This window comes from Pseudoalteromonas fuliginea (assembly GCF_000690055.1).
In the GTDB taxonomy this organism is placed as follows: Bacteria; Pseudomonadota; Gammaproteobacteria; order Enterobacterales; family Alteromonadaceae; genus Pseudoalteromonas; species Pseudoalteromonas fuliginea.
Window position 1 is genome coordinate 39,956 of record NZ_JJNZ01000021.1, and the last position, 23,934, is coordinate 63,889.

The following is a 23,934-nucleotide window of genomic DNA, read 5'->3' on the forward strand; positions in this document are numbered from 1 at the left end:
TTAGTATTATCTATGGATAGCGACTTCTACACTGCTTATTTATTGCATCGACGTCCTTACAGTGACTCGCAAGTAATGCTTGATATGCTTGTAGAAGGCGTTGGGCAACTTAGAATGATTGCACGCATTAGTGGCCGCCAGGCCACTAAACATAAAGCTCAGTTACAACCTTTTCAACCACTACTTGTCCATTACAGTGGTAAATACGATCTAAAATACATCAATAAGTTTGAGCTACATGGCACACCACTTTTTTTAAAAGGTGATGAGCTTTATTGTGGCTTTTATTTAAATGAATTAACTAACCGAATAGTGCCTATTAATGAACCTATAGAACAGGTTTTTCATCTTTATAAAACGCATTTAGAAAACCTAAACAGTGGAGCTAATTTACAAGCTGTGCTTCGCTCATACGAGTTTCAATTATTAGAGCTACTTGGCTATGGCGTCGATTTTAGTTTTGATGCCAGTGGTGAACCAATAGACGAGACGCAAACGTATAGTTACTTTCCTGAGTTTGGTTTTTTAGTGCAAGAAGATACGCGTTCTGGCTTTAGCGGTTTACAACTAAATGCGATAGCAAATCATGACTTTAGCCAAACTGATGTGTTATATATGGCAAAACAATTAAGTCGATATTTATTAAAGCCTTTGTTAGGTAATAAGCCATTAAAGAGCCGTGAGCTTTTTAGTGCTTCTCAATAATCGTAATTTTACAGGTAAAATAATGAAAGATATTCTTTTGGGTGTAAACGTTGATCATATTGCAACGCTTCGCCAAGCGCGTGGAACTACATATCCAGACCCTGCTCATGCAGCCAGTGTTGCTGAGCACGCAGGCGCCGACGGCATTACAATTCACTTACGTGAAGATCGTCGCCATATTCAAGACCGCGACGTTTACGTGATGGCTAAAACGATTCAAACACGTATGAATCTTGAAACAGCTGTTACCGATGAAATGATAAAAATAGCGCTTGAAGTAAAACCTGAGTACGTGTGTTTAGTACCTGAAAAGCGCGAAGAATTAACAACCGAAGGTGGCTTAGACGTAGCCGGTAATATAGATAAAATTAAAGCCGCAACAAAAACGCTTACTGACGCAGGCATTAAAGTATCGTTATTTATTGATGCAGATAAAGTGCAATTAGATGCAGCCAAAGAATGTGGTGCTCCTTATGTAGAGATACACACAGGCGCGTATGCTGATGCAACAAATGATACCGATTTACACAAAGAGTTAGAGCACATTCGTGAAGGTGTTAAATACGCAGCGAGTTTGGGGCTGATTGTTAACGCGGGACATGGACTTCATTATCATAATGTAAAACCGATTGCAGAAATGCCAGAAATTTACGAGCTTAATATAGGTCATGCTATCATTGCTCGCGCCGCGATTGATGGATTGGAAAAAGCAGTCCGCGATATGAAACGCCTAATGCTTGAAGCACGAACTTAAGTTATTTTAGTTAAAAAGACACGCTTATTATAGCGTGTCTTCTTTAGATTTTTCAGCTGATTTTGAATCGAGAAGTAAGCTTTCAAGTTCATCTTGTAGCTCAAAAAGCTCTGGTTCTATACTCTCAAGTATACATTCGCTCTTAAGTGATGTTTCGATGGTCTCTGCCAATGACTTAAGTCTTGGTACACCTGTGTAACAACACGCTCCATGGAACTTGTGGACAATGCTTAGCACTTGTTTACAACTGGTATCATCAATTGCTTTTGCAAGTAAGCTAAGTGTTTCAGGTATGCTTGATAACAGCATGTTGAGCATTTCAAGAGCAAGCTCATTTTTACCACCAGCACGTTGCAGTGCTAATGCCCAATCTATACGATTACTTTCGAAAGGAGCAGGGCTTTGTGGTACTTCATTTTTGGTTTTATCACGATTAACAGGTGTCTGCGGGCTATGTTCGCTGATTATCTGTTTCAACATGTCTTCATCAATAGGCTTGGTTAGGTAACCTTTAAAGCCATCTTTAAGTAGCTGCTCTTTTTCGCTATTCAGTGCATGAGCAGTTACTGCAATGATTGGTGTATCTTCGTTTAGAGATGACTCTTGAATAAGTTTACATGCAGTAATACCGTCCATAATTGGCATTTGTATATCCATAAAGATGACATCATATTTATGGCTTTTACTTAAACTATAAGCCTGTGAGCCGTTATGAGCGGTTTCTATTACTTCAATCTGTTCACTTAATAAAGTATGGAGAAGCTTTAAATTAGCATCGTTATCATCAACGACAAGTACTTTAAGTGGAAGTAACTGGTGTTCATTCTGCTCAATATTATGAACAGGGTGGTCTAGTCTGTATGGTGCTGCAAGTACTTCACACAGTTTTCGGTGGTTAAGTGGTTTACTTAAACACGCATCAGCACCACTGCCTATAAACGCTTCTCGCATATTGTGCGAAACTGTATTTAACATTAAATATAAGTAGTCAGTCGATTCGCGAACTGATTTTACATAGCTTTTTAATTGCTGCATATCATCAACAGAAGCCATGTGACCTATTAAGCAAATATCGTATTTATGCTCTTTATTTGTTATAGCGTCTAAAAAACTGGTTTCGTTAAAGCAGGCTGTAACTGATGTTTGCCACTGTGTTAATAACGATAGAACAGCGTGATGAGTATGCTCATGCGGTTCTAAATATAAAATACGTTTACCAATGAGAGATTTACTCGGTAAATCGTTGGTAAATACGTGATTCGGTAATCTAAATATACTGTTGAATGTGAAACACGTGCCGTTACCAGGTGCTGAGTTGAGTGTTATTCGGCCATTCATTGCTTCAACAATATGTTTGGTAATGATAAGCCCCAAGCCCGTGCCACCGAACTTTCGAGTAATACTCGAATCAGCTTGGCCAAATGGGGTAAACAGTGAGTCTTGTTTATTCATAGGAATACCAACACCCGTATCAGTTACTGAGACTAATAGAGAAGCACGCTCTTCATCAAGTAATCGGTAACTTACATCTACTTTTATAGAGCCTTTTTCAGTAAATTTTATAGCGTTACTTAATAAGTTTATAAGTATTTGTTTAAAACGAGTTGGATCGCCAGTTAAGTCATCAGGGACTTGTTGATTAATATAAATAGATAATTCAAGTTGCTTATCATGAGCACTCGGAGCGAGCAATGTCATTACTTCGTTTATGGCATCCCTAAGTTGAAACTGAATTGATTCAAGTTCCATTGCACCGGCTTCTAATTTAGAAAAATCTAAAATATCACTAATAATCGTCATCAGGCTATTTGCAGAAAGTTCAATTGTGTCTAAATAGTCTTTTTGGTGTTTATTTAGCGGTGTTTTATAAAGTTGTCGTGTAAAACCAATCACCCCATTTAAAGGGGTACGTAGTTCGTGACTCATTTTAGCTAAAAAATCAGACTTAACTCTGTTGGCATCTTGCGCTTCTTTTTTTGCCATCGTGAGCTGGATATTTTGAGTTTCGTACTGCTCTAATGTTTCACGATAATCACTGGTTGCTTGATCGATGTTTTTTTGCATTTCATCTTTTTGCATTACCATTGTATGGGCTATCGTATTTAAACCTTCCCGCAATAGTTCAAACTCACCGATCATGGTATCAGTTAGTCCCGTATTTCTTTTTCCTTCAACCAACTTGTCGGTGGCAAGTACGAGTTTATTAAGCGGCGTCATAAACATACGACTAAGTCTTAATGCTAAAATAGCGGCAAACACCAAAGATAGAATAATAACAATACCGCTTATTAATAGCGCACGTTGCTGGCCTATTACAGCTTGATCTTTATTTAGCTGTAAAATAACCGTGCCTAAAGGTGATTGTAATTGACTCGGTTCCCATTTCAAATCTTGGCTAGTGTGATTGAAAATGGGGGTAAAAAACGTGACGAGTTCATCTGACTTTTGCACTTGAGTAGTATTTAAGTTTTGCATTGCTTTTTGATTAATTAACTTATCAAAAGAGCGATGATAATTACTGGTCATGATGAGCTGATTATTATCATCAAAAATGGCAATCGATTTTACTGTGGGTGAGTGCTTATTATGAGTATAGCTAATTAGTCGATTAAGTAGTTGTTTGTTTTTTTCTTGTAGTGGTTGTTCAAGCGCAATTGCTAAAGGCTCTGAAATAGTAGTCCCTTGTTGATATAAAATTTCATCAAGCTCAATGTAACGATTTATTGTAAAATACCCACCAAGTAACAATCCAATGATCACCGTCGGGATCAGGGTCAGTGTTAAAACAGAATCGCGTAAGCCTAATTTGGTCATAATGGAAGCATTTTTATCATTATTAGTATCCTTTGAGTATATACGGATCAACACCTATTCTCAAAGCATCTACCATCGTTGAAGATCAATTGTTTTAACCAATAATTATTTAAGGTAATGCCAAATGGCACAAATTTTTAAAGCTAAAAAACAGCCGCTACAAAAAAAGTCAGTGGTACTTGATATAACAGCAATGGATCATCAAGGGCGTGGTATAGCTAAGCATAATAATAAAGTGTGTTTTGTTAGTGGTGCTTTACCTAACGAACAAGTTAAAGCAACAATAATCGATGATAAAGCCCGCTACAGTAGCGCGGCAACGCAAAAGATTATTAAAGCAAGTGATGCACGCGTAACCCCTTTTTGTGAACATTATAATCACTGCGGTGGCTGTCAATTACAGCATTTAGAGACAAGCCAACAAGTCATTGAAAAACAAACGGCGGTTAACCAGTTATTTGAAAAGTTCGCCAAACAAAAAAACTTAAATTGGGAGGCGCCATTATTAAGCAAGTCAACGCATTACAGGCGCAGCGCCCGTATTGCTGTTATGTTTGATAAAGCGGCTAAAAAAATACGCGTGGGTTATAGGGCGAGTGGTTCTAAAAATATTGTTAGTATTAACCAGTGTGCAGTATTGAGTGAAGCATTCGCAGATGTATTTACACTTTTTGATAGTTTAATTAATCAACATAAGTCGCTGCACAGTATCAGTCATTTGCAATTGTGTGAAAGCGACGAGCACAGCTTTGTTGTTATTCGTCATACAAAAACAATCCCCGACGAGTTTAAAATATTAGTCGAGCAGGCTACTGCAAGTCATAAATATGAGATTGTATGGCAAAGTGAAAGTGACGTGATTGAACATTCACACTTTGCGATGCCGTATTATTATTTAAAAGAATTTGATCTTAAGTTTGAATTTGGTTTAGGTAATTTTATCCAAGTAAACGCGCAAGTTAATCAAGCTATGCTAAAGCAATCCGCAGACTGGCTTAATTTAAATGGCGATGAAAGCGTATTAGATTTATTTTGCGGCATTGGTAACTTTTCACTCGTGTTGGCAAAACAAGCAAAAACAGTTATTGGCGTAGAAGGTGTTACTTCAGCGGTTGCAATAGCGGCTCAAAATGCGCAAACTAACTCTATTACCAATGCCGAGTTTTATTGCTTTGATTTAACGCAAAAAATACAAAATGCGCCGTGGTTTAGTAAAGATTTAGATGTATTAGTGTTAGACCCATCTCGTACTGGTGCAATGGCTGTTTTAGAGCAACTACCTTTAAAGCAGTTTAAAACAATTTTATATGTCTCTTGCGACCCTGTTACTTTAGCCCGTGACAGCGCTATTATTTCGCAAGCAGGCTTTGAGCTTAATAAAATAGGGCTAATGAATATGTTTCCTCATACAGGACATATCGAAACTATGGCGTTATTTCAACGGAGGTAAAGCGCATTATGGTAGCTACACGTCAATCACATCAGCAAGTTGAAACAGGTGATTTTGCGACTCGTCTTAAAGTACTCAAACTTTGTGCTGAAAAGGCGGAGATGCTTAATCAAGCGCAAGCACTGTGTGTTAACAGTAATAGTCAGAGTCGACAAAACACAGCCATTGAAATGGTTGAGATTTTAGTTGAGTTAAATCTTGATGCTGAATCGTTAGCGACGGCGTATTTAACCCCATATTTTTTAGATGGCTTAGTGCCTTTAGAAGTGATCGAAGAGCAGCTAGGCAGTAATGTGGCCATACTGCTAACAGGCGTTGCGCAAATGGCGACTATTAGCACTTTATCGCATCAAGGCAAAGGCACGGTGCAAGTCGATAACATTCGAAAAATGCTGTTAACCATGGTTGAAGATGTCCGTGCAGTGGTTATCAAGTTAGCTGAGCAGGTTTGCCATTTACGTAACGTAAAAGATGCTGGCGAAGAAGATCGCGTTATTGCTGCAAAAGAAACTGCCGATATTTTTGCCCCACTAGCTAATCGACTCGGTATTGGGCAATTAAAGTGGGAGCTTGAAGATTTATCGTTTAGGTATCTTCGTCCTGATATTTACAAAAATATTGCTAAGCAACTCGATGATAAACGTTTAGCACGCGAAGCTTATATGGAAGATATGGTGGAGCAAGTCAAAAGCCGTTTGAGTGAAGCAGGCATAGAGGCTGAAGTTTACGGTCGACCTAAACACATTTACAGTATTTATAAAAAAATGGCGCAAAAAAACTACGAATTTGATCAACTGTTTGATATTCGTGCTATGCGTATTGTGGTTGAGCGCTTGCAAGACTGCTACGGTGCGTTGGGTATTGTGCATACCAATTGGCGTCATCTTAATAAAGAGTTTGACGATTACGTCGCGACGCCGAAACAAAACGGCTATCAGTCTATTCATACCGTGGTATTTGGCCCTGAAGGTAAAACTGTAGAAATTCAAATACGTACCCAAGATATGCACCAAGATGCAGAGCTGGGTGTGGCAGCGCATTGGATATATAAAGAAGGCGCATTACCAGGGCGCGGCTCGGGTTATGAGCAAAAAATTAGCTGGCTACGTAAATTACTGCAATGGCAAGAAGAAGTAGTTGATGGCGGCGATTTAGCTGAAGAGCTTAAAAATCAGGTGGTTGAAGACCGCGTATACATATTTACACCCAGTGGCGATATTATTGATTTGCCACTTGGCGCTACACCGCTTGATTTTGCTTATTATATTCATTCGAACGTTGGCCACCGCTGTATTGGTGCAAAAGTATTTGGCAAAATAGTGCCGTTTACGCATCAACTTACAACGGGGGATCAAGTAGAAATACTGACACAAAAGCAACCTAATCCGAGTAGAGATTGGTTAAACCCGTCACTAGGTTACATTAAGTCATCGCGTGCAAGAGCTAAAATACATCATTGGTTTAAGCAACTTGATCGCGACAAAAACTTAAGTGCTGGTAAAGAAATACTTGATAATGAACTGCAAAAATTAGGTTTAAGCTATAAAGCTCTAGAGCCGGCAATAAAGCGGTTTAACTTTAAAGAGCTTGACGATTTAATGGTTGCCATTGGTGCGGGTGATGTACGCCTCAATCAAATGCTAAATTTTGTTACCGACCGCACAGAAGACGAACCGGTAATTCGTATTAAAGCACCCAGTAAAGTAACGGGTGATAAAAACGGCATTGTAGTTGATGGCGTTGGTAGTTTAATGAGCCATGTTGCAAAATGTTGCCGCCCTGTACCTGGCGATGAAATTATCGGCTATATTACGCAAGGGCGTGGTATTGCGGTGCATCGTGAAGATTGTGACTCATTTAACCACCTTAAGGCACAACACCCAGAGCGTGTTATTGCAGTGAGTTGGTCAGACGATATTAGTGGTTCATATGCACTAAGTATTAAAATAGAAGCAACCGATCGTTCAGGGCTAATACGCGATATAAGCTCAGTACTTGCTAACGAAAAAGTCAACGTACTTAATATGAATGTAAATACAGTTGAAGATAATCAGTTAGCAGTGTTCACAATGCAAATAGAAGTACATGACTTATCGGGTACTAACCGTGTTCTTTCTAAGTTACACCAAATTGAAGGTGTACACGATGCCAAGCGTGGTCATTAACCATGAATGATAATGCAGCGCTTACACAACTTCTTAGCATAATAAACACACTGCGAGATCCCAAGGGCGGTTGTCCGTGGGATCTCAAGCAAGATTTTAAATCTATTGTGCCGCATACATTAGAAGAAGCATACGAAGTTGCTGACTGTATTGAGTCAGGCAACTTAGGTGAGCTTAAAGGTGAGCTCGGTGATTTGTTATTTCAAATCGTGTTTTATGCCCAACTAGCTCAAGAGCAAAACCTATTTGATTTTAATGATGTAGTTGAGCAATTAAACAGCAAATTGATCCGTCGTCATCCACATGTATTTGCCGATAAAAAAGTACTCACTGCTGAGCAATTATCGCAGCAGTGGCAAGCAATAAAAGCGCAAGAACGCAGTACCAGAGCAAAAAGCGAATCACCTTCCTTTTGGCAAGATATTCCTGCAAATATGCCAAGTTTAAGCAAAGCTAAAAAAATCCAACAACGCGTGGCTTCTCTTGGTTTTGATTGGCCAACGTATCATGGTGCTCTTGATAAAGTGAGCGAAGAGGTGCTTGAAGTAAAAGAAGCGATTGAACAGGACCCTTTGTCGGATCATACCGCAGAAGAACTTGGCGACTTACTTTTTGCAACCGTGAATGTAGTACGCCATGTAAAACGCGACCCTGAGCAACTTCTTCGCAGTGCCAATGATAAGTTTTCAACGCGCTTTGAAAAAGTCCAAGAGTATTTAAACGCACAAGGCAAAAGTTTAGATACTGCCACCTTTGAAGAAATGGATCGCGCATGGGATGCGATTAAAAAATTGTAATTAAATTATGCACATTTTTTGTGCGCACATTTGCTATTTTTAGCTGGATTGATAAGCCGTGTTTTGGTACAATTTCGCCCCGTCTTGATGATATACCCTTAGGCTCTTCTTTGGGTGTTATATTCCTTTTAATTCCTGATATTCTAGGGTTCGCATGAGTACAAAATTTATCTTCGTTACTGGCGGAGTTGTTTCTTCGTTGGGTAAAGGTATTGCAGCAGCATCGTTGGCAGCTATTTTAGAAGCCCGTGGTTTAAATGTTACCATTTTAAAGCTGGATCCTTACATCAACGTTGACCCAGGCACAATGAGCCCAATTCAACACGGTGAAGTATACGTTACAGAAGACGGCGCAGAAACTGACCTTGATTTAGGTCACTATGAGCGTTTTATTCGTACCAAAATGACTAGTCGTAATAACTTCACACAAGGCCGTGTATACGAAGACGTATTACGTCGTGAGCGCCGTGGTGAATACCTAGGTGCAACTATTCAGGTTATTCCACATATCACTAACGATATTAAGCAACGTGTATACGACGGTGCTGAAGGTTATGATATTGCTATTGTAGAAATTGGCGGCACAGTAGGTGATATAGAATCACAACCGTTTATTGAAGCAATTCGTCAGATGGGAACTGAAATTGGTCGCGAACGCGCGCTATTTATTCACTTAACGTTAGTGCCATTCTTAGGCCCTGCCGGTGAAGTGAAAACTAAACCAACTCAGCACTCTGTTAAAGAGTTACGCTCAGTCGGTATTCAACCAGATATTCTTATTTGTCGTTCTGACCGTAAACTACCAAATAATGAGCGTGCAAAAATCTCATTATTCACAAACGTAGAAGAAAAAGCGGTTATTTCACTGCCAGATGTAGACAGCATCTATAAAATTCCAGCATTATTAAAGTCGCAAGAATTAGATAATTTTGTATGTCGTCGTTTTCACTTAGATCCACCAGAAGCTGATTTAGCTGAGTGGGAACAAGTACTTTATCAAGAGTCTAACCCAACAGGTGAAGTGACAATTGGTATGGTTGGTAAATACATTGAATTACCAGATGCGTACAAATCGGTTAACGAAGCATTAAAGCATGCGGGCCTTAAAAACCGTTTAACAATTAATATCGAATACGTAGATTCACAAGATCTTGAAAGTAAAGGTGTTGAGTTACTCTCGCATTTAGATGCTATTTTAGTGCCAGGCGGCTTTGGCGGTCGTGGTGTTGAAGGTAAAATATTAGCGGCTAAATATGCGCGTGAAAATAAAGTGCCTTACTTAGGTATTTGTTTAGGTATGCAAGTAGCGCTTATTGAATATGCACGAAATGTTGCAGGCCTTAGTGATGCAAACTCAACCGAGTTTAATGCAAAATCTGCAGCACCTGTTGTTGGTTTAATTACTGAATGGCTAGATGCAGAAGGCAATGTTGAAACGCGTGATGCTGAATCTGATTTAGGTGGCACAATGCGTTTAGGCGCTCAAAAATGTCATTTAACACCAGGCTCTAAAGTACATGAAGTATACGGTAGTGATGAAATTGTTGAGCGTCATCGCCATCGCTACGAAGTTAACAACAACTTTGTAGAGCAATTAGAAAAAGCAGGTTTAAGCTTTACCGGTTTATCAGAAGATAAAAAACTGGTAGAAATTATCGAAAATAAAGATCACCCTTGGTTTATTGCCGCGCAGTTCCACCCGGAATTCACGTCAACCCCACGTGATGGTCACCCGCTATTTGAAGGGTTTGTAGCAGCCGCTCATATCCACCAAAAAGCGTCATCGTAATTTAAAAAGGCCGTGCATATTGCACGGCTTTTTTGTTTTAAGGGCTGACTAATACCAATTTTATTAAAAACATGAGCATTGTATCGCATTAAATAACTCACTCACTGCGTTAAAAATTACTCATATAGAACAACTATATGTCATAATTTCTGCCTTGTTATTGAGCTATTTTCTTAGCGCTATAATAGCTCACTAATTTAATGCAATTGGTATAAACTATATAAAACATAGTAAAGTTAGTCGAACTCACCATTTTGGGAATATAGAGGAATCAAGATGTCAAAAATCGTAAAAGTAATAGGTCGCGAAATTATGGACTCGCGTGGTAACCCAACTGTTGAAGCTGATGTACATTTAGCTGATGGTTCATGGGGCCGTGCTGCAGCACCTTCTGGTGCATCTACAGGTACTCGCGAAGCATTAGAGTTACGTGATGGTGACAAAACGCGTTATTTAGGTAAAGGCGTATTAAAAGCAGTTGGTTATATCAACAAAGAAATTGCTGACGCTTTAGCTGGTCAAAATGCATTGGAGCAAGGTACTGTTGATAAAGTAATGCTAGATTTAGATGGTACCGAAAATAAAGAAAAATTAGGTGCCAATGCAATCTTAGCTGTATCACTAGCAACAGCAAAAGCAGCTGCACAATCTAAAAAGGTTGAGCTTTATGAACATATTGCTGACTTAAACGGCACGCCGGGTGTTTATTCAATGCCACTTCCAATGATGAACATCATCAATGGTGGCGAGCATGCAGATAACTCGGTGGATATTCAAGAGTTTATGATCCAACCTGTTGGCGCTACTAACTTCCGCGAAGGTCTACGTATGGGCGCTGAAGTATTTCATAGCCTTGCTAAAGTACTTAAAGCTGATGGCCATTCAACAGCAGTTGGCGATGAAGGTGGTTTTGCGCCTAACCTTGCATCTAACGAAGCGGCTCTTGCTGCAATCAAAGTAGCTATCGCAAACGCAGGTTACGAGCTAGGTAAAGATATTACTTTAGCGATGGATTGTGCAGCTTCTGAGTTTTACGACAAAGAAGCAAACATCTACGACCTTGAGGGTGAAGGCAAAAAATTCACTTCTGAAGAATTTAACTTTTTCTTACAAGATCTTACTGAACAGTACCCAATCGTTTCTATCGAAGATGGTCTTGATGAGTCTGATTGGGATGGCTTTGCACATCAAACTAAGCTAATGGGTGATAAAATCCAATTAGTAGGTGATGATTTATTCGTAACAAATACTAAGATTTTAAAACGTGGTATCGACAACGGTATTGCTAACTCAATCTTAATTAAGTTTAACCAAATCGGTTCTTTAACTGAAACGTTAGCAGCAATTAAAATGGCTAAAGACGCTGGTTTCACTGTTGTTATTTCTCACCGTTCTGGTGAAACTGAAGATTCAACAATTGCTGATTTAGCAGTGGGTACTGCTGCAGGTCAAATTAAAACAGGTTCATTGAGCCGTTCTGACCGTGTTGCAAAGTACAACCAATTGCTACGTATTGAAGAGCAATTAGGCGATAAAGCACCGTACAACGGTCTTAAAGAAGTTAAAGGTCAGTAATTCTATTTTATATAGAATCTAATTTTTAATTTTAGATGATAAAATCCTCGCACAAGCGGGGATTTTTTATGCCTGCTACTTTTATTCAAAGAGATGAAAATAAGTTGTAGGCGTTAAGCTTGCTGACGCGCACGCAGTGCTAAAAGGAAGATTCACAAATAATAACTCTTTGTTTAAATCTTACTACTTTACAGAGCACTCAAAGCTGAAATTGCTGTTTTAAAATCTCGCCAGTAAAACTGGTTTTTAGATAAAAGCCACGGGGCAGGGTTTTTATTATTTGCCCATTAGGGCCAATGGCATCAGTGACTATTTTGCTATGGGCCGCTTTTGGGCGTATTTGCATTGCATCGCCTAAATGGCCCGATATTTCGTCAATTCGGCCAAGTGCAATTAACTCCATTTGCTCTTCCCAGTCGCGCTGTAATAAAGCGTCCTGCTCAGGTGTGGGTTGCCATAAAAAGCCACTGCCGATTGTTCTATCAAATGGAGCAATATCACGCTCGCTTAAAATAGGTAGCCATAAAACGTGATTAAGCTTTTTGCGAACGCTGCTGGTATGCCACGTCATCCCCGTCACGTTCATTAGTGGCGTTACAGATACAAATGTTGTTTCCAGTGGTTTCCCTTTATAAGAAATAGGGAGTGTTTTTAGCTCTATGCCTAAATCTTCAAAATCGGGTAGTGGTTTAGAGCCTGCAGTTGCACCTAAAACGTATTCTATTAATTGTCCCGTCCAGCCTTTTTCTCGCAGTAAATCGTCAGGCGTTTTAAAGTTATACTCATTGGCTAATTGGCCAAGTGTCAGGCCTGCAATATTATCAACCCGCTTTATTAGGTCATTAATTGAATGTGGTTTTGTTGGTCGCATATCACTAATTTGAGTTGAATAAATACCCTTGTCATGATAGCAAATCAGCTAAGCCGTGGATATCTTTGCGTTTGTGTGTTTTTTGTACATGAGGTGTTTGCTGTAATTTTACACACGCTAAAAAGTGAGCGAATTAACTTAAGTAACTGAACTGCTTTGTAATTTTGTGTTTTATAGTTCAGCTTTAATTAAGTGAGATTAGAGTTGCAGGGATAAATACAGATGTATGAACAAGTTTATCCACAGATTCTGTGGAGAAAGTCAGTTTTTAGATCTCATATTGTGGATTTGTTTGCAAAATGAGCGTGTTTTACAAAAGTTATGCACAAGCTGTGGGTAAGCAGAGTAAAACTCGTAATAGTATTTGCCGTATTGCGGGTTATGTGGAACAATCATAAAAAATCGACTTACAAATGAGGCACTAAGGTGATTGATGCCGAAGGTTTTCGTGCCAATGTCGGAATTGTAATTTGCAATAATCAGGGACAGGTGTTTTGGGCCAGACGCTATGGTCAACATTCTTGGCAATTTCCCCAAGGTGGTGTTGATGATGGTGAGACAGCAGAACAAACCATGTACCGCGAGTTACACGAAGAAGTAGGGCTGCGACCAGAAGATGTAGAAATAGTCGCAAGTTCAAAACATTGGTTACGCTATAAATTACCCAAACGATTAATCCGCCGAGACTCTAGTCCGGTGTGTATTGGGCAAAAACAAAAATGGTTTTTACTAAAATTACGCTGTAAAGACGAAGATGTAAATTTACTTAAAACCCATCATCCTGAATTTGATGATTGGCGCTGGGTAAGTTATTGGTATCCTGTAAGACAGGTTGTATCGTTTAAACGGGATGTTTATCGACGAGTAATGAAAGAGTTTGCTCCTTTCGCCATGCCTTTTAATAAGAGAGAACAACAGAAAGATCATTGGCGAAGTAAAAGGTAGTAATTTCTCGATACAATAAAGGAGCAGGGTATGCTGGCTACACTGAGATCTATTGCGGAGTCTGTATCGCGGCAAGCGAATTTAGACAGCGCATTAGTGTGCTTTGTGCAAATGGTGAAAGATGCCATGAAAACCCAGTGCTGCTCCATTTATTTTGCAGATTACAGCCAAGACAATTTTGTACTTATGGCAACCGAAGGACTAAACCCCGATGCGGTAGGTAAGTTTAGAATTGGTTTTACCGAAGGTTTAGTTGGCCTAGTAGCGCAACGCGAAGAACCTATTAATATTGCATTTGCTAAATCGCATCCGCGTTTTAAGCTCTCCCCTGAAGTAAATGAAGAAGGCTACAACGCTTTTTTATCTGTACCCGTTGTTCATCAAAAAAAAGTATTGGGTGTTATTGTCGTTCAACAAAAAATGGCGCGTGTATTTAGCCAAGATGAAGAGTCATTTTTAATTACGCTTTCTGCTCAACTGGCTTCACAGTTAGCACATGCCGAAATTAAAGAAGTTTTGCGCCAAGATGAATCATCTCATCAAACATCGGTATTAAAAGGCGTATCGAGTGCGCCGGGTATCGGTATTGGACAGGCATTTGTACTTTTGCCTAAACTTGATTTTAAATCGATTGAACTCAAAAAAGATCATGATACAACAGAGCAACGCCGTTTGTTTACACAAGCCGTAGCTGCAACGCGTAAAGAATTTAGTACCCTTTCGATGACGCTAAGTGATTCTATTCCGCACGAAGCTCTTGCTGTATTTGATGTTTACCAACAGCTGCTTGATGCAAAAAGTTTAGGCCACAATGTAGAAATGCAATTACAAGAAGGCTGGTGTGCTAAAAGTGCATTAAAAATTGTAATAGAGCGTTTAATATCTCAATTTAATGCCATGCAAGACCCTTACATAAAAGAGCGCGCCGTTGATGTTAAAGACATTGGCTTGCGGGTACTGCATCATCTTGTAAATACCGAACATGCTGTTAAAAATTACCCTCCCAATACAATTTTGATTGCCAATACGTTAACACCAGCAATGCTTGCAGAAGTACCAAAAGGGCATTTAACCGGTGTCGTTAGTGTAAATGGCTCAGCAAATAGTCACGCGTCTATATTAACGCGTGCAATGGGTATTCCTGCTATTTGGGGTATAGAGGATTTACCTTTATTGCAGTTTGACGGTAAATCAATGATTTTAGATGCATTTGCAGGGCGTTTATACATATCGCCATCGCAAATGTTAATGGATGAATACACCGAATTACAGCATCAAGATAATCTACTTAATAATCGCTTTTTAGCAGAGCAAGACTCAGAATCAATTACGCTTGACGGTGAGCATGTTAGCTTATTATTGAACGCAGGCCTTGAGCTTAATACCGAGCAAAGTAGTTCACATATTTGTGACGGTGTAGGGCTTTATCGAACCGAAGCGTGGTTTATGCAAAAAGGTCAGTTTCCTTCGCAATCAGAGCAAGAAAATTGGTATCGAGAAGTACTAACTAGCTATCATCCCAATCCTGTGGTTATGCGAACATTAGACATAGGTGGCGATAAGGTTCTTGATTACTTTAACATAACCGAAGAAAACCCATTTTTAGGTTGGCGTGGTATTCGTATCAGCCTTGATCACCCTGAATTGTTTTTAGATCAACTCAAAGCCATGCTTAAAGCCAATATAGGTTTAGGTAATTTAAAAATAATGCTGCCAATGATCAGCGGAACCGAAGAAGTAGACGAGTCACTCGCATTGTTTGAGCAGGCTTATTTTGAGCTAAGTGAAAAATACCCAGAACAACAAATAGAAAGACCCGATATAGGTATTATGCTTGAAGTGCCATCAAGCGTATTTATGCTGCCAGAGTGGTCTAAAAAAGTTGATTTTTGCTCCGTAGGCAGTAACGATTTAACGCAGTATTTATTAGCGGTAGATAGAGCAAATGCCCGAGTTGCTGAGTTGTTTAATCCCTATCACCCTGGCGTACTTAGAGTGCTTAATAAAATAGCCTGCGAGTGCGAACAGTATGAGTTACCTTTTAGTTTATGTGGAGAGTTAGGCGGCGATCCTGAAGGTGCAATACTCCTTATTGCTATGGGATACAGACGTTTAAGCATGAATCTATCATCACTTAATAAAGTTAAGTGGGTACTTAGACGTTTAAGTGTAAGTGATATGGAACAATTACTAACTGCATGTTTGGCGCAGTCGACTGCAAAGCAAGTACTGCGTTTAACACGTAATTTTATGTTAGAACATCACTTAGGTGACTTGTTTTACACGCCAAAATAACTAAGTGCGTCGAATTAATTTAAATACGAAGATGCTATTAGTTTTATAATCCTTTAATATATAAGTCTCCAAAGGGTATTTGAGATTACTATGTATGACTTAGGTTTGTTAGTCGCAAGCTGCGCACTACTAGGCTGTATTGTCGGGTTTTTAGCGGGTTTACTAGGCATTGGCGGCGGTTTAATTATTGTCCCTGTACTCAGTGCGTTACTGCTGTCATTTAATGTAACCTCAGCAGATCATGTATTAGTGATTGCTATTGCAACGTCACTTGCTTCTATTTTATTTACCTCCACCTCTTCAGCGTTGGCTCATCATAAAAATGATAATGTGCCTTGGGCAATTGCGCCTTGGGTTATGTCGGGTGTGGCTTTAGGCGCGCTTATTAGCGGCTTTGCAGCTAGCCTTATTCCAGAGCAAATATTGCGCACTGTGTTTTCTGTAAGTGTTGTATTTATAGCAGGGAGAATGGTGCTCTCAACTCGTAATAAACCAATGTCAGAAAAACCGTTACCAGCAGGTCCTATTTTAGGCGGGATTTCGGCAATAATGGGCGGGTTATCAGGTTTAATAGGTATTGGTGGCGGCGCATTAATAGTCCCTATGCTTAATTATTTTTCGGTTGATATAAAAAAAGCAATTGGTTGTGCCGCAGCCTGCGGAATTGTTATTGCATTATTTGGCTCTGTTGGCTATGTCAGTGCCGGCTGGCACGTGACTGATTTAGAACATGGTTTTGCAGGATTTGTGTATCTTCCTGCGTTATTTGGTATTGTATTAACGTCGTGGTTTGTTGCACCTATTGGTGCTAAAGCAACTCATTATTTACCTGTTAATACAATTAAGAAAGTTTTCGCGGTGCTGCTTGTAGTTATCGCAATTAAAATGGTTTTTAGCTAAAGGTTTATTTTTATGGCACTTGAGTTTCCTCAAATCGATCCAATAATTTTTTCAGTTGGGCCACTTAGCGTACGTTGGTACGGCTTAATGTATTTAATAGGTTTTGCATTTGCGATGTGGTTTGCAAATCGTCAAGCGTCAAAACCAAACTCTGGTTGGACTAAAGATCAAGTTAGCGATTTACTGTTTTACGGCATGTTAGGGGTAATACTAGGCGGGCGTATTGGCTACGTATTGTTTTACCAGTTTAGTTACTTTATAGAAAACCCACTGTATTTATTTAGAATAGATCAGGGCGGCATGTCGTTTCATGGTGGAACACTTGGCGTTATAACCGCCGTCGCAATTTTTTCGTGGACGCGCAAAAAATCGCTTCTTCAAGTAGGCGACTTTGTTGCACCATTGGTTCCTGTAGGGCTTTTAGCCGGACGTATTGGTAACTTTATAAACGGTGAGTTATGGGGCCGAGTTACCGACGTGCCATGGGCAATGGTATTTCCAACGGGCGGGCCGCTTGCGCGTCACCCATCGCAATTATACGAAGCATTTTTTGAAGGCTTAGTGCTTTTTTTAATCTTGCAATGGTTTATTAAAAAGCCTCGTCCGGCAGGCAGCGTTGCCGGTGTGTTTTTATTAGGTTATGGCGTGTTTAGGTTCTGTATTGAATACTTCCGCCAACCAGATGCACAACTCGGTTTATTTGCCGACTTTATTTCAATGGGGCAAATACTTTCGCTTCCTATGATAGTAGGCGGATTAGGGTTATTAATTTGGGCTTATAAGCAACCACAACACGTTACAACAGCTAAGGCATAATACAAAAAACATGAAACAATATTTAAAGTTATGTCAGCGTATTGTTGACGAAGGGCAGTGGGTAGAAAACAAACGTACAGGCACGCGTTGTTTAACTGTAATTAATGCTGATTTAGAATACGATGTAGCTAATAATCAGTTTCCGATGATCACCACACGAAAAAGTTACTACAAAGCAGCGATTGCTGAATTACTAGGTTACTTACGTGGTTACGACAGTGCTGGGCAGTTTCGTGATATTGGCTGTAAAACATGGGATGCTAATGCGAACGATAATAACGCATGGCTTAATAATCCTAACCGTAAAGGTGAGGACGACATGGGACGCGTTTACGGCGTACAAGGGCGTGGTTGGCAACGCCCAGATGGTTCAACACTTGATCAGCTCGCTAAAGTTATTAATAACTTAAAAAATGGCATTGATGACCGTGGTGAGATAATCACGTTTTATAACCCAGGCGAATTTGAGCTTGGTTGTTTGCGCCCGTGTATGCATACGCACACCTTTTCGTTGCTTGGCGATACCTTATATTTAACGTCTTATCAGCGCAGCTGTGATGTGCCGCTTGGCTTGAACTTTAATCAAATACAATGCTTTGTATTATTGGCGTTAGTAGCTCAAATTACTGGCCATAAAGCGGGTAAGGCATACCATAAAATTGCCAATGCACACATTTATGAAAACCAACTTGAGTTGATGCGAGATGTGCAGTTAACACGTCAGCCATTTGCATCGCCTCAATTAAAAATTAATCCAAAAATTAAATCGTTAGAAGACATAGAAACGTGGGTAACACGAGACGATTTCGAAGTAACAGGCTATCAATGCCACGAAGCGATTCAATATCCATTTTCAGTATAATAAAAGATTAAGGAAAACATAATGAAAGCAGTGATCCCCGTAGCGGGCCTTGGTACTCGGATGTTACCAGCAACAAAAGCAATTCCTAAAGAAATGCTGCCAGTGGTAGACCGTCCTTTAATTCAATACGTAGTTAATGAAGCAGTTGCTGCCGGTATTAAAGAGATAGTGCTTGTAACGCATTCAAGTAAAAACTCAATCGAAAATCACTTTGACACCAGTTTTGAACTAGAAGCTACTTTAGAGAAGCGTGTTAAGCGGCAATTACTTGCCGAAGTGCAAGCTATTTGCCCTAAAGACGTAACCATTATTCACGTACGCCAAGGTGAAGCCAAAGGCCTAGGGCATGCTATTAGCTGCGCGGCACCGATTATTGGTAACGAACCATTTGTAGTTATTTTACCAGACGTAATTATTGATGATGTAGAGAGCGATCTTAAAAAAGATAACTTAGCAGAAATGATCGCACACTTTAACGAAACCAAGCACAGCCAAATTATGGTAGAGCCAGTACCAATGGCACAAGTAAACCAATTTGGTGTAGTTGATTTAGGTGACGTTGAGTTAAAACAGGGCGAAAGCTCGCCAATTATAAATATGGTAGAAAAACCACCTGTAGATGAAGCACCATCAAACTTAGCGGTAGTGGGTCGTTACGTGTTAAGTGAAAACATATGGCCTTTACTTGCAAAAACTCCGCAAGGGGCAGGCGATGAGATTCAATTAACAGATGCAATTGCGATGCTAATGGAACACGAAAAAGTAGATGCATACGCTATAAAAGGCCGTAGCCACGATTGTGGAAGTAAAGTTGGTTATTTAAAAGCAACTATTGAATTTGCACTACGCCGTGATGAATTTGCAGATGAATTAAAAGCATTTATTAAAGCGTTGATTTAATTTAAAAGATAACGTTAATAATAAAAAGGCGCCAACATGGCGCCTTTTTTAATGTTTAACCAGAGCTCTGGTTAAGAGATATACTAACATATTGAATTATGGTGATATTTAAATTTATTTTCTCTAGCCAGAGGTTTTCAGTGAAAACAAGGCGAATTTACGCGTCAATAGCTTTTGGGGATGAAGTTATTATCGAAATTTTGGGTTAAATACACTGTTGCAAACGTAGTATCTAAAAATACAGTAACTCAAAAGCTGTTGTTATTTTAAGGATTGAATATGTTTAAATGCGCGGTTTTTAAGTTATATTGTTGTTTTTTTGTTAACTGGCACTAAATTTGTATTAAATGTTTTCTTAAGGATAAAGGGACCCGCATTAATTGTTTTTTAAAACACAATTAAAGCTGAAATGAGTTGTTCCCATGGCCTATTTAAAGTTAAACGCTTAGTACCAACTTGCAATAATGTTTAATCAAGCGAATTGGTATAATTTATAAGAATGTTTAGCTGAAATGTAAGTGTAATTACACTGCTTTCAGGATAACGAATACATGTTTAAACATAAAAATAATAATAAAAATATAATTCTGAGTCTTTTAACGTTTGTATTTTGTACTGCCTGTGCTTCTACGTCAGAAGTAAACCAGTTAGAAAAACCAAGTAATTTACCAGAATATGTGTCAATCACAGCCTTAGAGCTTGCTCAGTTAAAAGATGCAGCAATGCAATGGCAACAAGCTAGAGCGGGCCTTGAGCGTATTTTAAGGCTCGAAAAAGAGATCACTTATTTAGTTGACCATATCGACATTATTAACACTAAAGCGATAACGCAATCCAACCAACGTTATACTCGTGCTGATACACGCAATCCTACAGCTGCTCATACCATAAAGGCGCTTTCGAAAGCGCCTAAACATAGCTACAGTAAAAAACGGGCTGTAAAATTAAATACGCTTAAGCATTCATTTTCATTACAAGTGGCATCAGTTAGCTCTGAGCCAAGCTTAAAAAAAGTATGGCAAAACCTGAACATACAGGCAGCTCCATTGTTTAGAAAAAAAATAGAGACTAACGTAGAGCAAATCCGTATTAACGATAAAACATTTTACCGCTTAAAACTGGGTTCATATCAAAAGTTAAATAACGCCAAAGCAGATTGCGAAGTATTTAAACTTTATAAACTCGATTGCATAGTAAGTAGTTACACAGATAAACCCATTAAACTATAGTTTAAACAAATAGTTGAGGTAGGCATGTTAATCGGGTTTAGGTTAAGCATTGGTGTAGGTTAACTAGCAAAATAATTAAAAAATCTTTTAGGCATAATAATTGCTTTATCTTTTGTATATTTGAAAGAGGATGGCAATTATGCGCCTTTTATTACCCCTATTATTAGTTAACTTAGCCGCTTGCAGTTTGATACCGCAACCAGCGCCAAGTATAAGCACACACGCTCCTAAAGCGGCTATGGCACCTTACACAGTTAATGATTATGTAAATACGCTAACAGTGCAGCTTAGTCATTTAAAAGAGCCGTTAAGTCGTAATTCCCGCATTGGTGTAAGTAGCTTTTATTTTGCTGATGGGCTCGACACCAAGTTAATGACAGAGCAAGCTTCAGGGCTTAGCCAGCAAATCCAAGAAAGTCTATTAACCCAAATGACCCAGCTTGGTTACCATACGGTAGAGTATAGATTAGACAATAATATAACATTATCGAGTAATGCCGATAATGTACTAAGTCGCGATTTAAATAAATTACGTGAACGTCAAAAAATTGACTTAATAGTTACCGGTACTGTGACTCGTCAGCAGCATGCATATATAGTAAATGCGCGACTAGTTAATATAAACAGCAAACAAGTTTTATCAGCAGGCAGTACCGAGATCCCTATTAATGTAATGTGGGGAAATGAAAAAATTCAGCAGCGCGACGGCCTTTTATACCGCAGCGAATACTAATTTGGAGCACAAAATGAGAAACCTACTAATTACATTATGTTTGCCATTGGGATTTGGCTGTTCGCAAATGTTTAATGGCATGGAGTCAGAACAAGTAGAAGAACCGCAAAGCAATAGCCCTGTAATGCTTGTAAGTGAGCAACGCGAAGTTGCGTCGCCTGTTGTAAATAATCAACTTTTTCAGTCTGGGTTGGTTGAGCAAAATAACTACACTAAATCAATGCCCGCCAAGCGTAAAAATATTAACCATTACGTGCGTGGCATAATGCAAGACATGGTCGAAAACTTACAGTACGTAAATGATAAAACACCACTTGCTGTTTCAAGCTTTGTATTTTTAGATGATAACTACAACGATGGCAGTTTATTAGGAAATCAGATATCAGAAAGCTTTATGCACGAACTGCATAGTTTTGGTATACCGGTCATTGATTTTAAAACAACCGACTTTATGCGAGTAACACCGGCGGGTGACTTTGTATTTAGTCGCGACTATTTAGAGTTAAATCAAGATCAAAATTTTAACTACGTCCTAGCCGGTACCTTAGTGAGCCACCAAGGGGGGGTATTAGTAAATGCTCGTATTGTTGGTTTGAAAAGTAAAGCGGTTGTAGGCAGTGCACAAGGCTTTATTCCTCAGTCAGTTGTTGATGCGCTTAACAGCAGCTACCGAACTGATGGCATAATGCTTAAGCAAGCGGATGAGTGAGGTGATTATGCGTTATACATTAAACAGCGTGCTTAGCGCTTTTAGCATGCTAGCATTGGCTGGGTGTTCTATGACACATATTACTCAACAGCAACAAAACACAAATACCCGCGTAGATGTAAACACACAGCATGAGCAAACACCGGAAATGCTGTCGTCGGCTAAAGTAGATGTACATGACGAATACGATTCATCACAACAATTTATGCCCCTTAACCACCATCAAACATTGGTTAATTATGTAGAGCAAATGGCCCTCGATCTAGTCGACACCCTCGAATCAGGTAATGATACTAATGCGCATTTAAATATTGCGGTTACAACCTTAGTTAATTTAGATGCCACACTAAACAACACAAATCAGCTTGGAAATCAAATATCTGAAACCTTAATCCATCAATTACAAAAATTTGGTTATGGTGTTGTTGATTTTAAAACCACAGAAACCATAGACGTAAATAGCCGTGGCGACTTTGTTTTATCGCGTGATATAGCAAAACTTAATGAAGACCAAATGGCCAGCCACGTACTTGCAGGTACTTTAATTTATCGACGTAATGGGGTTGCGGTCAATGCGCGTGTTATTAACATAGACACCAAGCAAGTTGTTGCCACTAGCCGAAAATTAATACCGTTATACGTACTAAATAAAGAAGATATATACTTATCAAGCAATTAAGTTCAGTTGTCGCTTGATATAAAAAACCAGATACCGTTATAATTCACACCTCTAAGCACACGCTTATTTGTGGCCTCTTAGTTAAATGGATATAACGGCCCCCTCCTAAGGGGCAGTTGCAAGTTCGATTCTTGCAGGGGCTACCAATTAAATCAATGAGTTATGATGTATCTTGTCGCTACTTTTACTTTCTGTGTAGCACATATGTAGCAAATTAAATTTAGTTTAATAATTTTGAACTAATAGTTATCTCTGTATTTAAAGAGTCAAATTTAAATGAATGACTCTTTCTTTTAGTCAATTTTTCAGTCGCAATCTAAGTTTTGTGCTTTTTAAATAGCTCCATTTTTTTCGATTCTAAAAACTTTAGTATCTGTAACTTTATATCTGACTTTAACTCAGCCGGTAACTTTTTTTGAATATTTAAGCTTTCTACTTCCATAAGTAATTCACTATCCTTATCAAACTCTGGGAAGTATATCTTTACTTGACAATTCCCCTGATGATCATCGTCATTGAGTTCATACCTAGAAGTTACACTACATAATTTAATATGTTTTTTTAAGTCTTGTTTTTTAAATAAATACTTGAATCTAAGCTTTTACCCTTGAACATAAGGTCATTAATTTTTTTCTCAAAAAGAGCTATTTCGTCAGGGATTATTCCTTCTACATCTTCGTCAGGAGCCATGTGTACTTTTTTCATATCTTTATAATAAAGATACATTTCATCTGACTTAGCCATAGCTAAAAGAAAGTTGATTCGATTCTCATTTGAAAAACTACCAAATAGTATCTTTTCAATAGCTTCATTCTTAATATGATTACTGTCTCTCAAGTGATTATAAATTGTAGTGGTCAACTAATTTTGGCCACAGTTTTAGAATCTTGATATCTAACCTCAGATTCATTTGGCGCTAAACCAGCATTATAATGATGCGGCCTAA

Annotated in this window: 20 protein-coding genes and 1 tRNA gene; 18 read left to right on the forward strand and 3 right to left on the reverse strand. The window is 38.9% G+C overall.

The window, feature by feature from the left end:
- Positions 1-12: 12 nt before the first annotated feature.
- Both recO and pdxJ read left to right on the forward strand, forming a co-directional pair.
- A complete protein-coding gene (gene recO / locus DC53_RS13210; RefSeq protein WP_007377525.1) occupies positions 13-705 on the forward strand; it encodes a DNA repair protein RecO in 693 nt (230 codons plus the stop codon).
- Positions 706-727: 22 nt separating this feature from the next.
- Positions 728-1,459 carry a pyridoxine 5'-phosphate synthase gene (pdxJ, locus tag DC53_RS13205; RefSeq protein ID WP_033028995.1) on the forward strand — a complete coding sequence of 244 codons (732 nt, stop codon included), beginning with the start codon at positions 728-730 and terminating at the stop codon, positions 1,457-1,459.
- A 27-nt stretch (positions 1,460-1,486) separates the two neighbouring features.
- On the opposite strand, the gene barA is transcribed toward pdxJ, so the two are convergent.
- Entirely contained in the window at positions 1,487-4,273 is a 2,787-nt protein-coding gene (gene barA / locus DC53_RS13200; RefSeq protein ID WP_033023737.1) for a two-component sensor histidine kinase BarA, read from the reverse strand.
- Positions 4,274-4,397: 124 nt separating this feature from the next.
- Between barA and rlmD the strand changes: the two genes are divergently transcribed.
- From rlmD to eno, 5 genes are all read left to right on the forward strand, one after another.
- Positions 4,398-5,723, forward strand: a complete 1,326-nt coding sequence (gene rlmD / locus DC53_RS13195; RefSeq protein ID WP_033028996.1) for a 23S rRNA (uracil(1939)-C(5))-methyltransferase RlmD — start codon at positions 4,398-4,400, stop codon at positions 5,721-5,723.
- Positions 5,724-5,731: 8 nt separating this feature from the next.
- Entirely contained in the window at positions 5,732-7,888 is a 2,157-nt protein-coding gene (gene relA / locus DC53_RS13190; RefSeq protein WP_008134814.1) for a GTP diphosphokinase, read from the forward strand.
- Positions 7,889-7,890: 2 nt separating this feature from the next.
- Positions 7,891-8,685, forward strand: coding sequence for a nucleoside triphosphate pyrophosphohydrolase (mazG, locus tag DC53_RS13185; protein WP_033028999.1), 795 nt, complete (start codon positions 7,891-7,893; stop codon positions 8,683-8,685).
- A 154-nt stretch (positions 8,686-8,839) separates the two neighbouring features.
- A complete protein-coding gene (gene pyrG / locus DC53_RS13180; protein ID WP_033015319.1) occupies positions 8,840-10,474 on the forward strand; it encodes a CTP synthase in 1,635 nt (544 codons plus the stop codon).
- A 276-nt stretch (positions 10,475-10,750) separates the two neighbouring features.
- Positions 10,751-12,049: a phosphopyruvate hydratase gene (eno, locus tag DC53_RS13175; protein ID WP_033029005.1), complete on the forward strand. Its 1,299-nt coding sequence runs from the start codon at positions 10,751-10,753 to the stop codon at positions 12,047-12,049.
- A 199-nt stretch (positions 12,050-12,248) separates the two neighbouring features.
- Here eno and mutH read toward each other — a convergent pair whose 3' ends face one another.
- Positions 12,249-12,920: a DNA mismatch repair endonuclease MutH gene (gene mutH / locus DC53_RS13170; protein WP_007377516.1), complete on the reverse strand. Its 672-nt coding sequence runs from the start codon at positions 12,918-12,920 to the stop codon at positions 12,249-12,251.
- A gap of 426 nt (positions 12,921-13,346) precedes the next feature.
- On the opposite strand from mutH, the gene rppH reads away from it, so the two are divergent.
- From rppH to DC53_RS13115, 11 genes are all read left to right on the forward strand, one after another.
- The gene (gene rppH, locus DC53_RS13165) at positions 13,347-13,865 is read left to right on the forward strand and encodes an RNA pyrophosphohydrolase (RefSeq protein ID WP_033029011.1); all 519 of its coding nucleotides are present in this window, start codon (positions 13,347-13,349) and stop codon (positions 13,863-13,865) included.
- 30 nt (positions 13,866-13,895) lie between these two features.
- Positions 13,896-16,160, forward strand: coding sequence for a phosphoenolpyruvate--protein phosphotransferase (gene ptsP / locus DC53_RS13160; protein ID WP_007377514.1), 2,265 nt, complete (start codon positions 13,896-13,898; stop codon positions 16,158-16,160).
- Between the two features lie 90 nt (positions 16,161-16,250).
- Positions 16,251-17,060, forward strand: a complete 810-nt coding sequence (locus DC53_RS13155) for a sulfite exporter TauE/SafE family protein (protein WP_033029013.1) — start codon at positions 16,251-16,253, stop codon at positions 17,058-17,060.
- 12 nt (positions 17,061-17,072) lie between these two features.
- The gene (gene lgt, locus DC53_RS13150) at positions 17,073-17,876 is read left to right on the forward strand and encodes a prolipoprotein diacylglyceryl transferase (protein WP_007377512.1); all 804 of its coding nucleotides are present in this window, start codon (positions 17,073-17,075) and stop codon (positions 17,874-17,876) included.
- A gap of 10 nt (positions 17,877-17,886) precedes the next feature.
- Positions 17,887-18,738, forward strand: coding sequence for a thymidylate synthase (locus tag DC53_RS13145; RefSeq protein WP_007377511.1), 852 nt, complete (start codon positions 17,887-17,889; stop codon positions 18,736-18,738).
- Between the two features lie 21 nt (positions 18,739-18,759).
- Positions 18,760-19,638, forward strand: a complete 879-nt coding sequence (gene galU, locus DC53_RS13140; RefSeq protein ID WP_033029018.1) for a UTP--glucose-1-phosphate uridylyltransferase GalU — start codon at positions 18,760-18,762, stop codon at positions 19,636-19,638.
- A gap of 551 nt (positions 19,639-20,189) precedes the next feature.
- The gene (locus tag DC53_RS13135) at positions 20,190-20,867 is read left to right on the forward strand and encodes an SPOR domain-containing protein (protein ID WP_033029020.1); all 678 of its coding nucleotides are present in this window, start codon (positions 20,190-20,192) and stop codon (positions 20,865-20,867) included.
- Positions 20,868-21,006: 139 nt separating this feature from the next.
- Positions 21,007-21,600, forward strand: a complete 594-nt coding sequence (locus DC53_RS13130) for a FlgO family outer membrane protein (RefSeq protein WP_007377507.1) — start codon at positions 21,007-21,009, stop codon at positions 21,598-21,600.
- Positions 21,601-21,613: 13 nt separating this feature from the next.
- Positions 21,614-22,309 carry a FlgO family outer membrane protein gene (locus DC53_RS13125; RefSeq protein WP_007377506.1) on the forward strand — a complete coding sequence of 232 codons (696 nt, stop codon included), beginning with the start codon at positions 21,614-21,616 and terminating at the stop codon, positions 22,307-22,309.
- Between the two features lie 7 nt (positions 22,310-22,316).
- Positions 22,317-22,988, forward strand: a complete 672-nt coding sequence (locus tag DC53_RS13120) for a FlgO family outer membrane protein (RefSeq protein WP_007377505.1) — start codon at positions 22,317-22,319, stop codon at positions 22,986-22,988.
- Between the two features lie 71 nt (positions 22,989-23,059).
- Positions 23,060-23,134, forward strand: a tRNA-Arg gene (locus DC53_RS13115).
- 415 nt (positions 23,135-23,549) lie between these two features.
- On the opposite strand, the gene DC53_RS22395 is transcribed toward DC53_RS13115, so the two are convergent.
- Entirely contained in the window at positions 23,550-23,849 is a 300-nt protein-coding gene (locus DC53_RS22395; RefSeq protein WP_033029023.1) for a hypothetical protein, read from the reverse strand.
- Positions 23,850-23,934: the final 85 nt, after the last annotated feature.

What these genes read in the sequence shown, in the direction of transcription:
- recO (WP_007377525.1), top strand. Translation starts at nt 13, where the DNA reads ATGGATAGCGACTTCTACACTGCTTATTTATTGCATCGACGTCCTTAC.
- pdxJ (WP_033028995.1), top strand. Translation starts at nt 728, where the DNA reads ATGAAAGATATTCTTTTGGGTGTAAACGTTGATCATATTGCAACGCTT.
- barA (WP_033023737.1), bottom strand. Translation starts at nt 4,273, where the DNA reads ATGACCAAATTAGGCTTACGCGATTCTGTTTTAACACTGACCCTGATC.
- rlmD (WP_033028996.1), top strand. Translation starts at nt 4,398, where the DNA reads ATGGCACAAATTTTTAAAGCTAAAAAACAGCCGCTACAAAAAAAGTCA.
- relA (WP_008134814.1), top strand. Translation starts at nt 5,732, where the DNA reads ATGGTAGCTACACGTCAATCACATCAGCAAGTTGAAACAGGTGATTTT.
- mazG (WP_033028999.1), top strand. Translation starts at nt 7,891, where the DNA reads ATGAATGATAATGCAGCGCTTACACAACTTCTTAGCATAATAAACACA.
- pyrG (WP_033015319.1), top strand. Translation starts at nt 8,840, where the DNA reads ATGAGTACAAAATTTATCTTCGTTACTGGCGGAGTTGTTTCTTCGTTG.
- eno (WP_033029005.1), top strand. Translation starts at nt 10,751, where the DNA reads ATGTCAAAAATCGTAAAAGTAATAGGTCGCGAAATTATGGACTCGCGT.
- mutH (WP_007377516.1), bottom strand. Translation starts at nt 12,920, where the DNA reads ATGCGACCAACAAAACCACATTCAATTAATGACCTAATAAAGCGGGTT.
- ptsP (WP_007377514.1), top strand. Translation starts at nt 13,896, where the DNA reads ATGCTGGCTACACTGAGATCTATTGCGGAGTCTGTATCGCGGCAAGCG.
- DC53_RS13155 (WP_033029013.1), top strand. Translation starts at nt 16,251, where the DNA reads ATGTATGACTTAGGTTTGTTAGTCGCAAGCTGCGCACTACTAGGCTGT.
- lgt (WP_007377512.1), top strand. Translation starts at nt 17,073, where the DNA reads ATGGCACTTGAGTTTCCTCAAATCGATCCAATAATTTTTTCAGTTGGG.
- DC53_RS13145 (WP_007377511.1), top strand. Translation starts at nt 17,887, where the DNA reads ATGAAACAATATTTAAAGTTATGTCAGCGTATTGTTGACGAAGGGCAG.
- galU (WP_033029018.1), top strand. Translation starts at nt 18,760, where the DNA reads ATGAAAGCAGTGATCCCCGTAGCGGGCCTTGGTACTCGGATGTTACCA.
- DC53_RS13135 (WP_033029020.1), top strand. Translation starts at nt 20,190, where the DNA reads ATGTTTAAACATAAAAATAATAATAAAAATATAATTCTGAGTCTTTTA.
- DC53_RS13130 (WP_007377507.1), top strand. Translation starts at nt 21,007, where the DNA reads ATGCGCCTTTTATTACCCCTATTATTAGTTAACTTAGCCGCTTGCAGT.
- DC53_RS13125 (WP_007377506.1), top strand. Translation starts at nt 21,614, where the DNA reads ATGAGAAACCTACTAATTACATTATGTTTGCCATTGGGATTTGGCTGT.
- DC53_RS13120 (WP_007377505.1), top strand. Translation starts at nt 22,317, where the DNA reads ATGCGTTATACATTAAACAGCGTGCTTAGCGCTTTTAGCATGCTAGCA.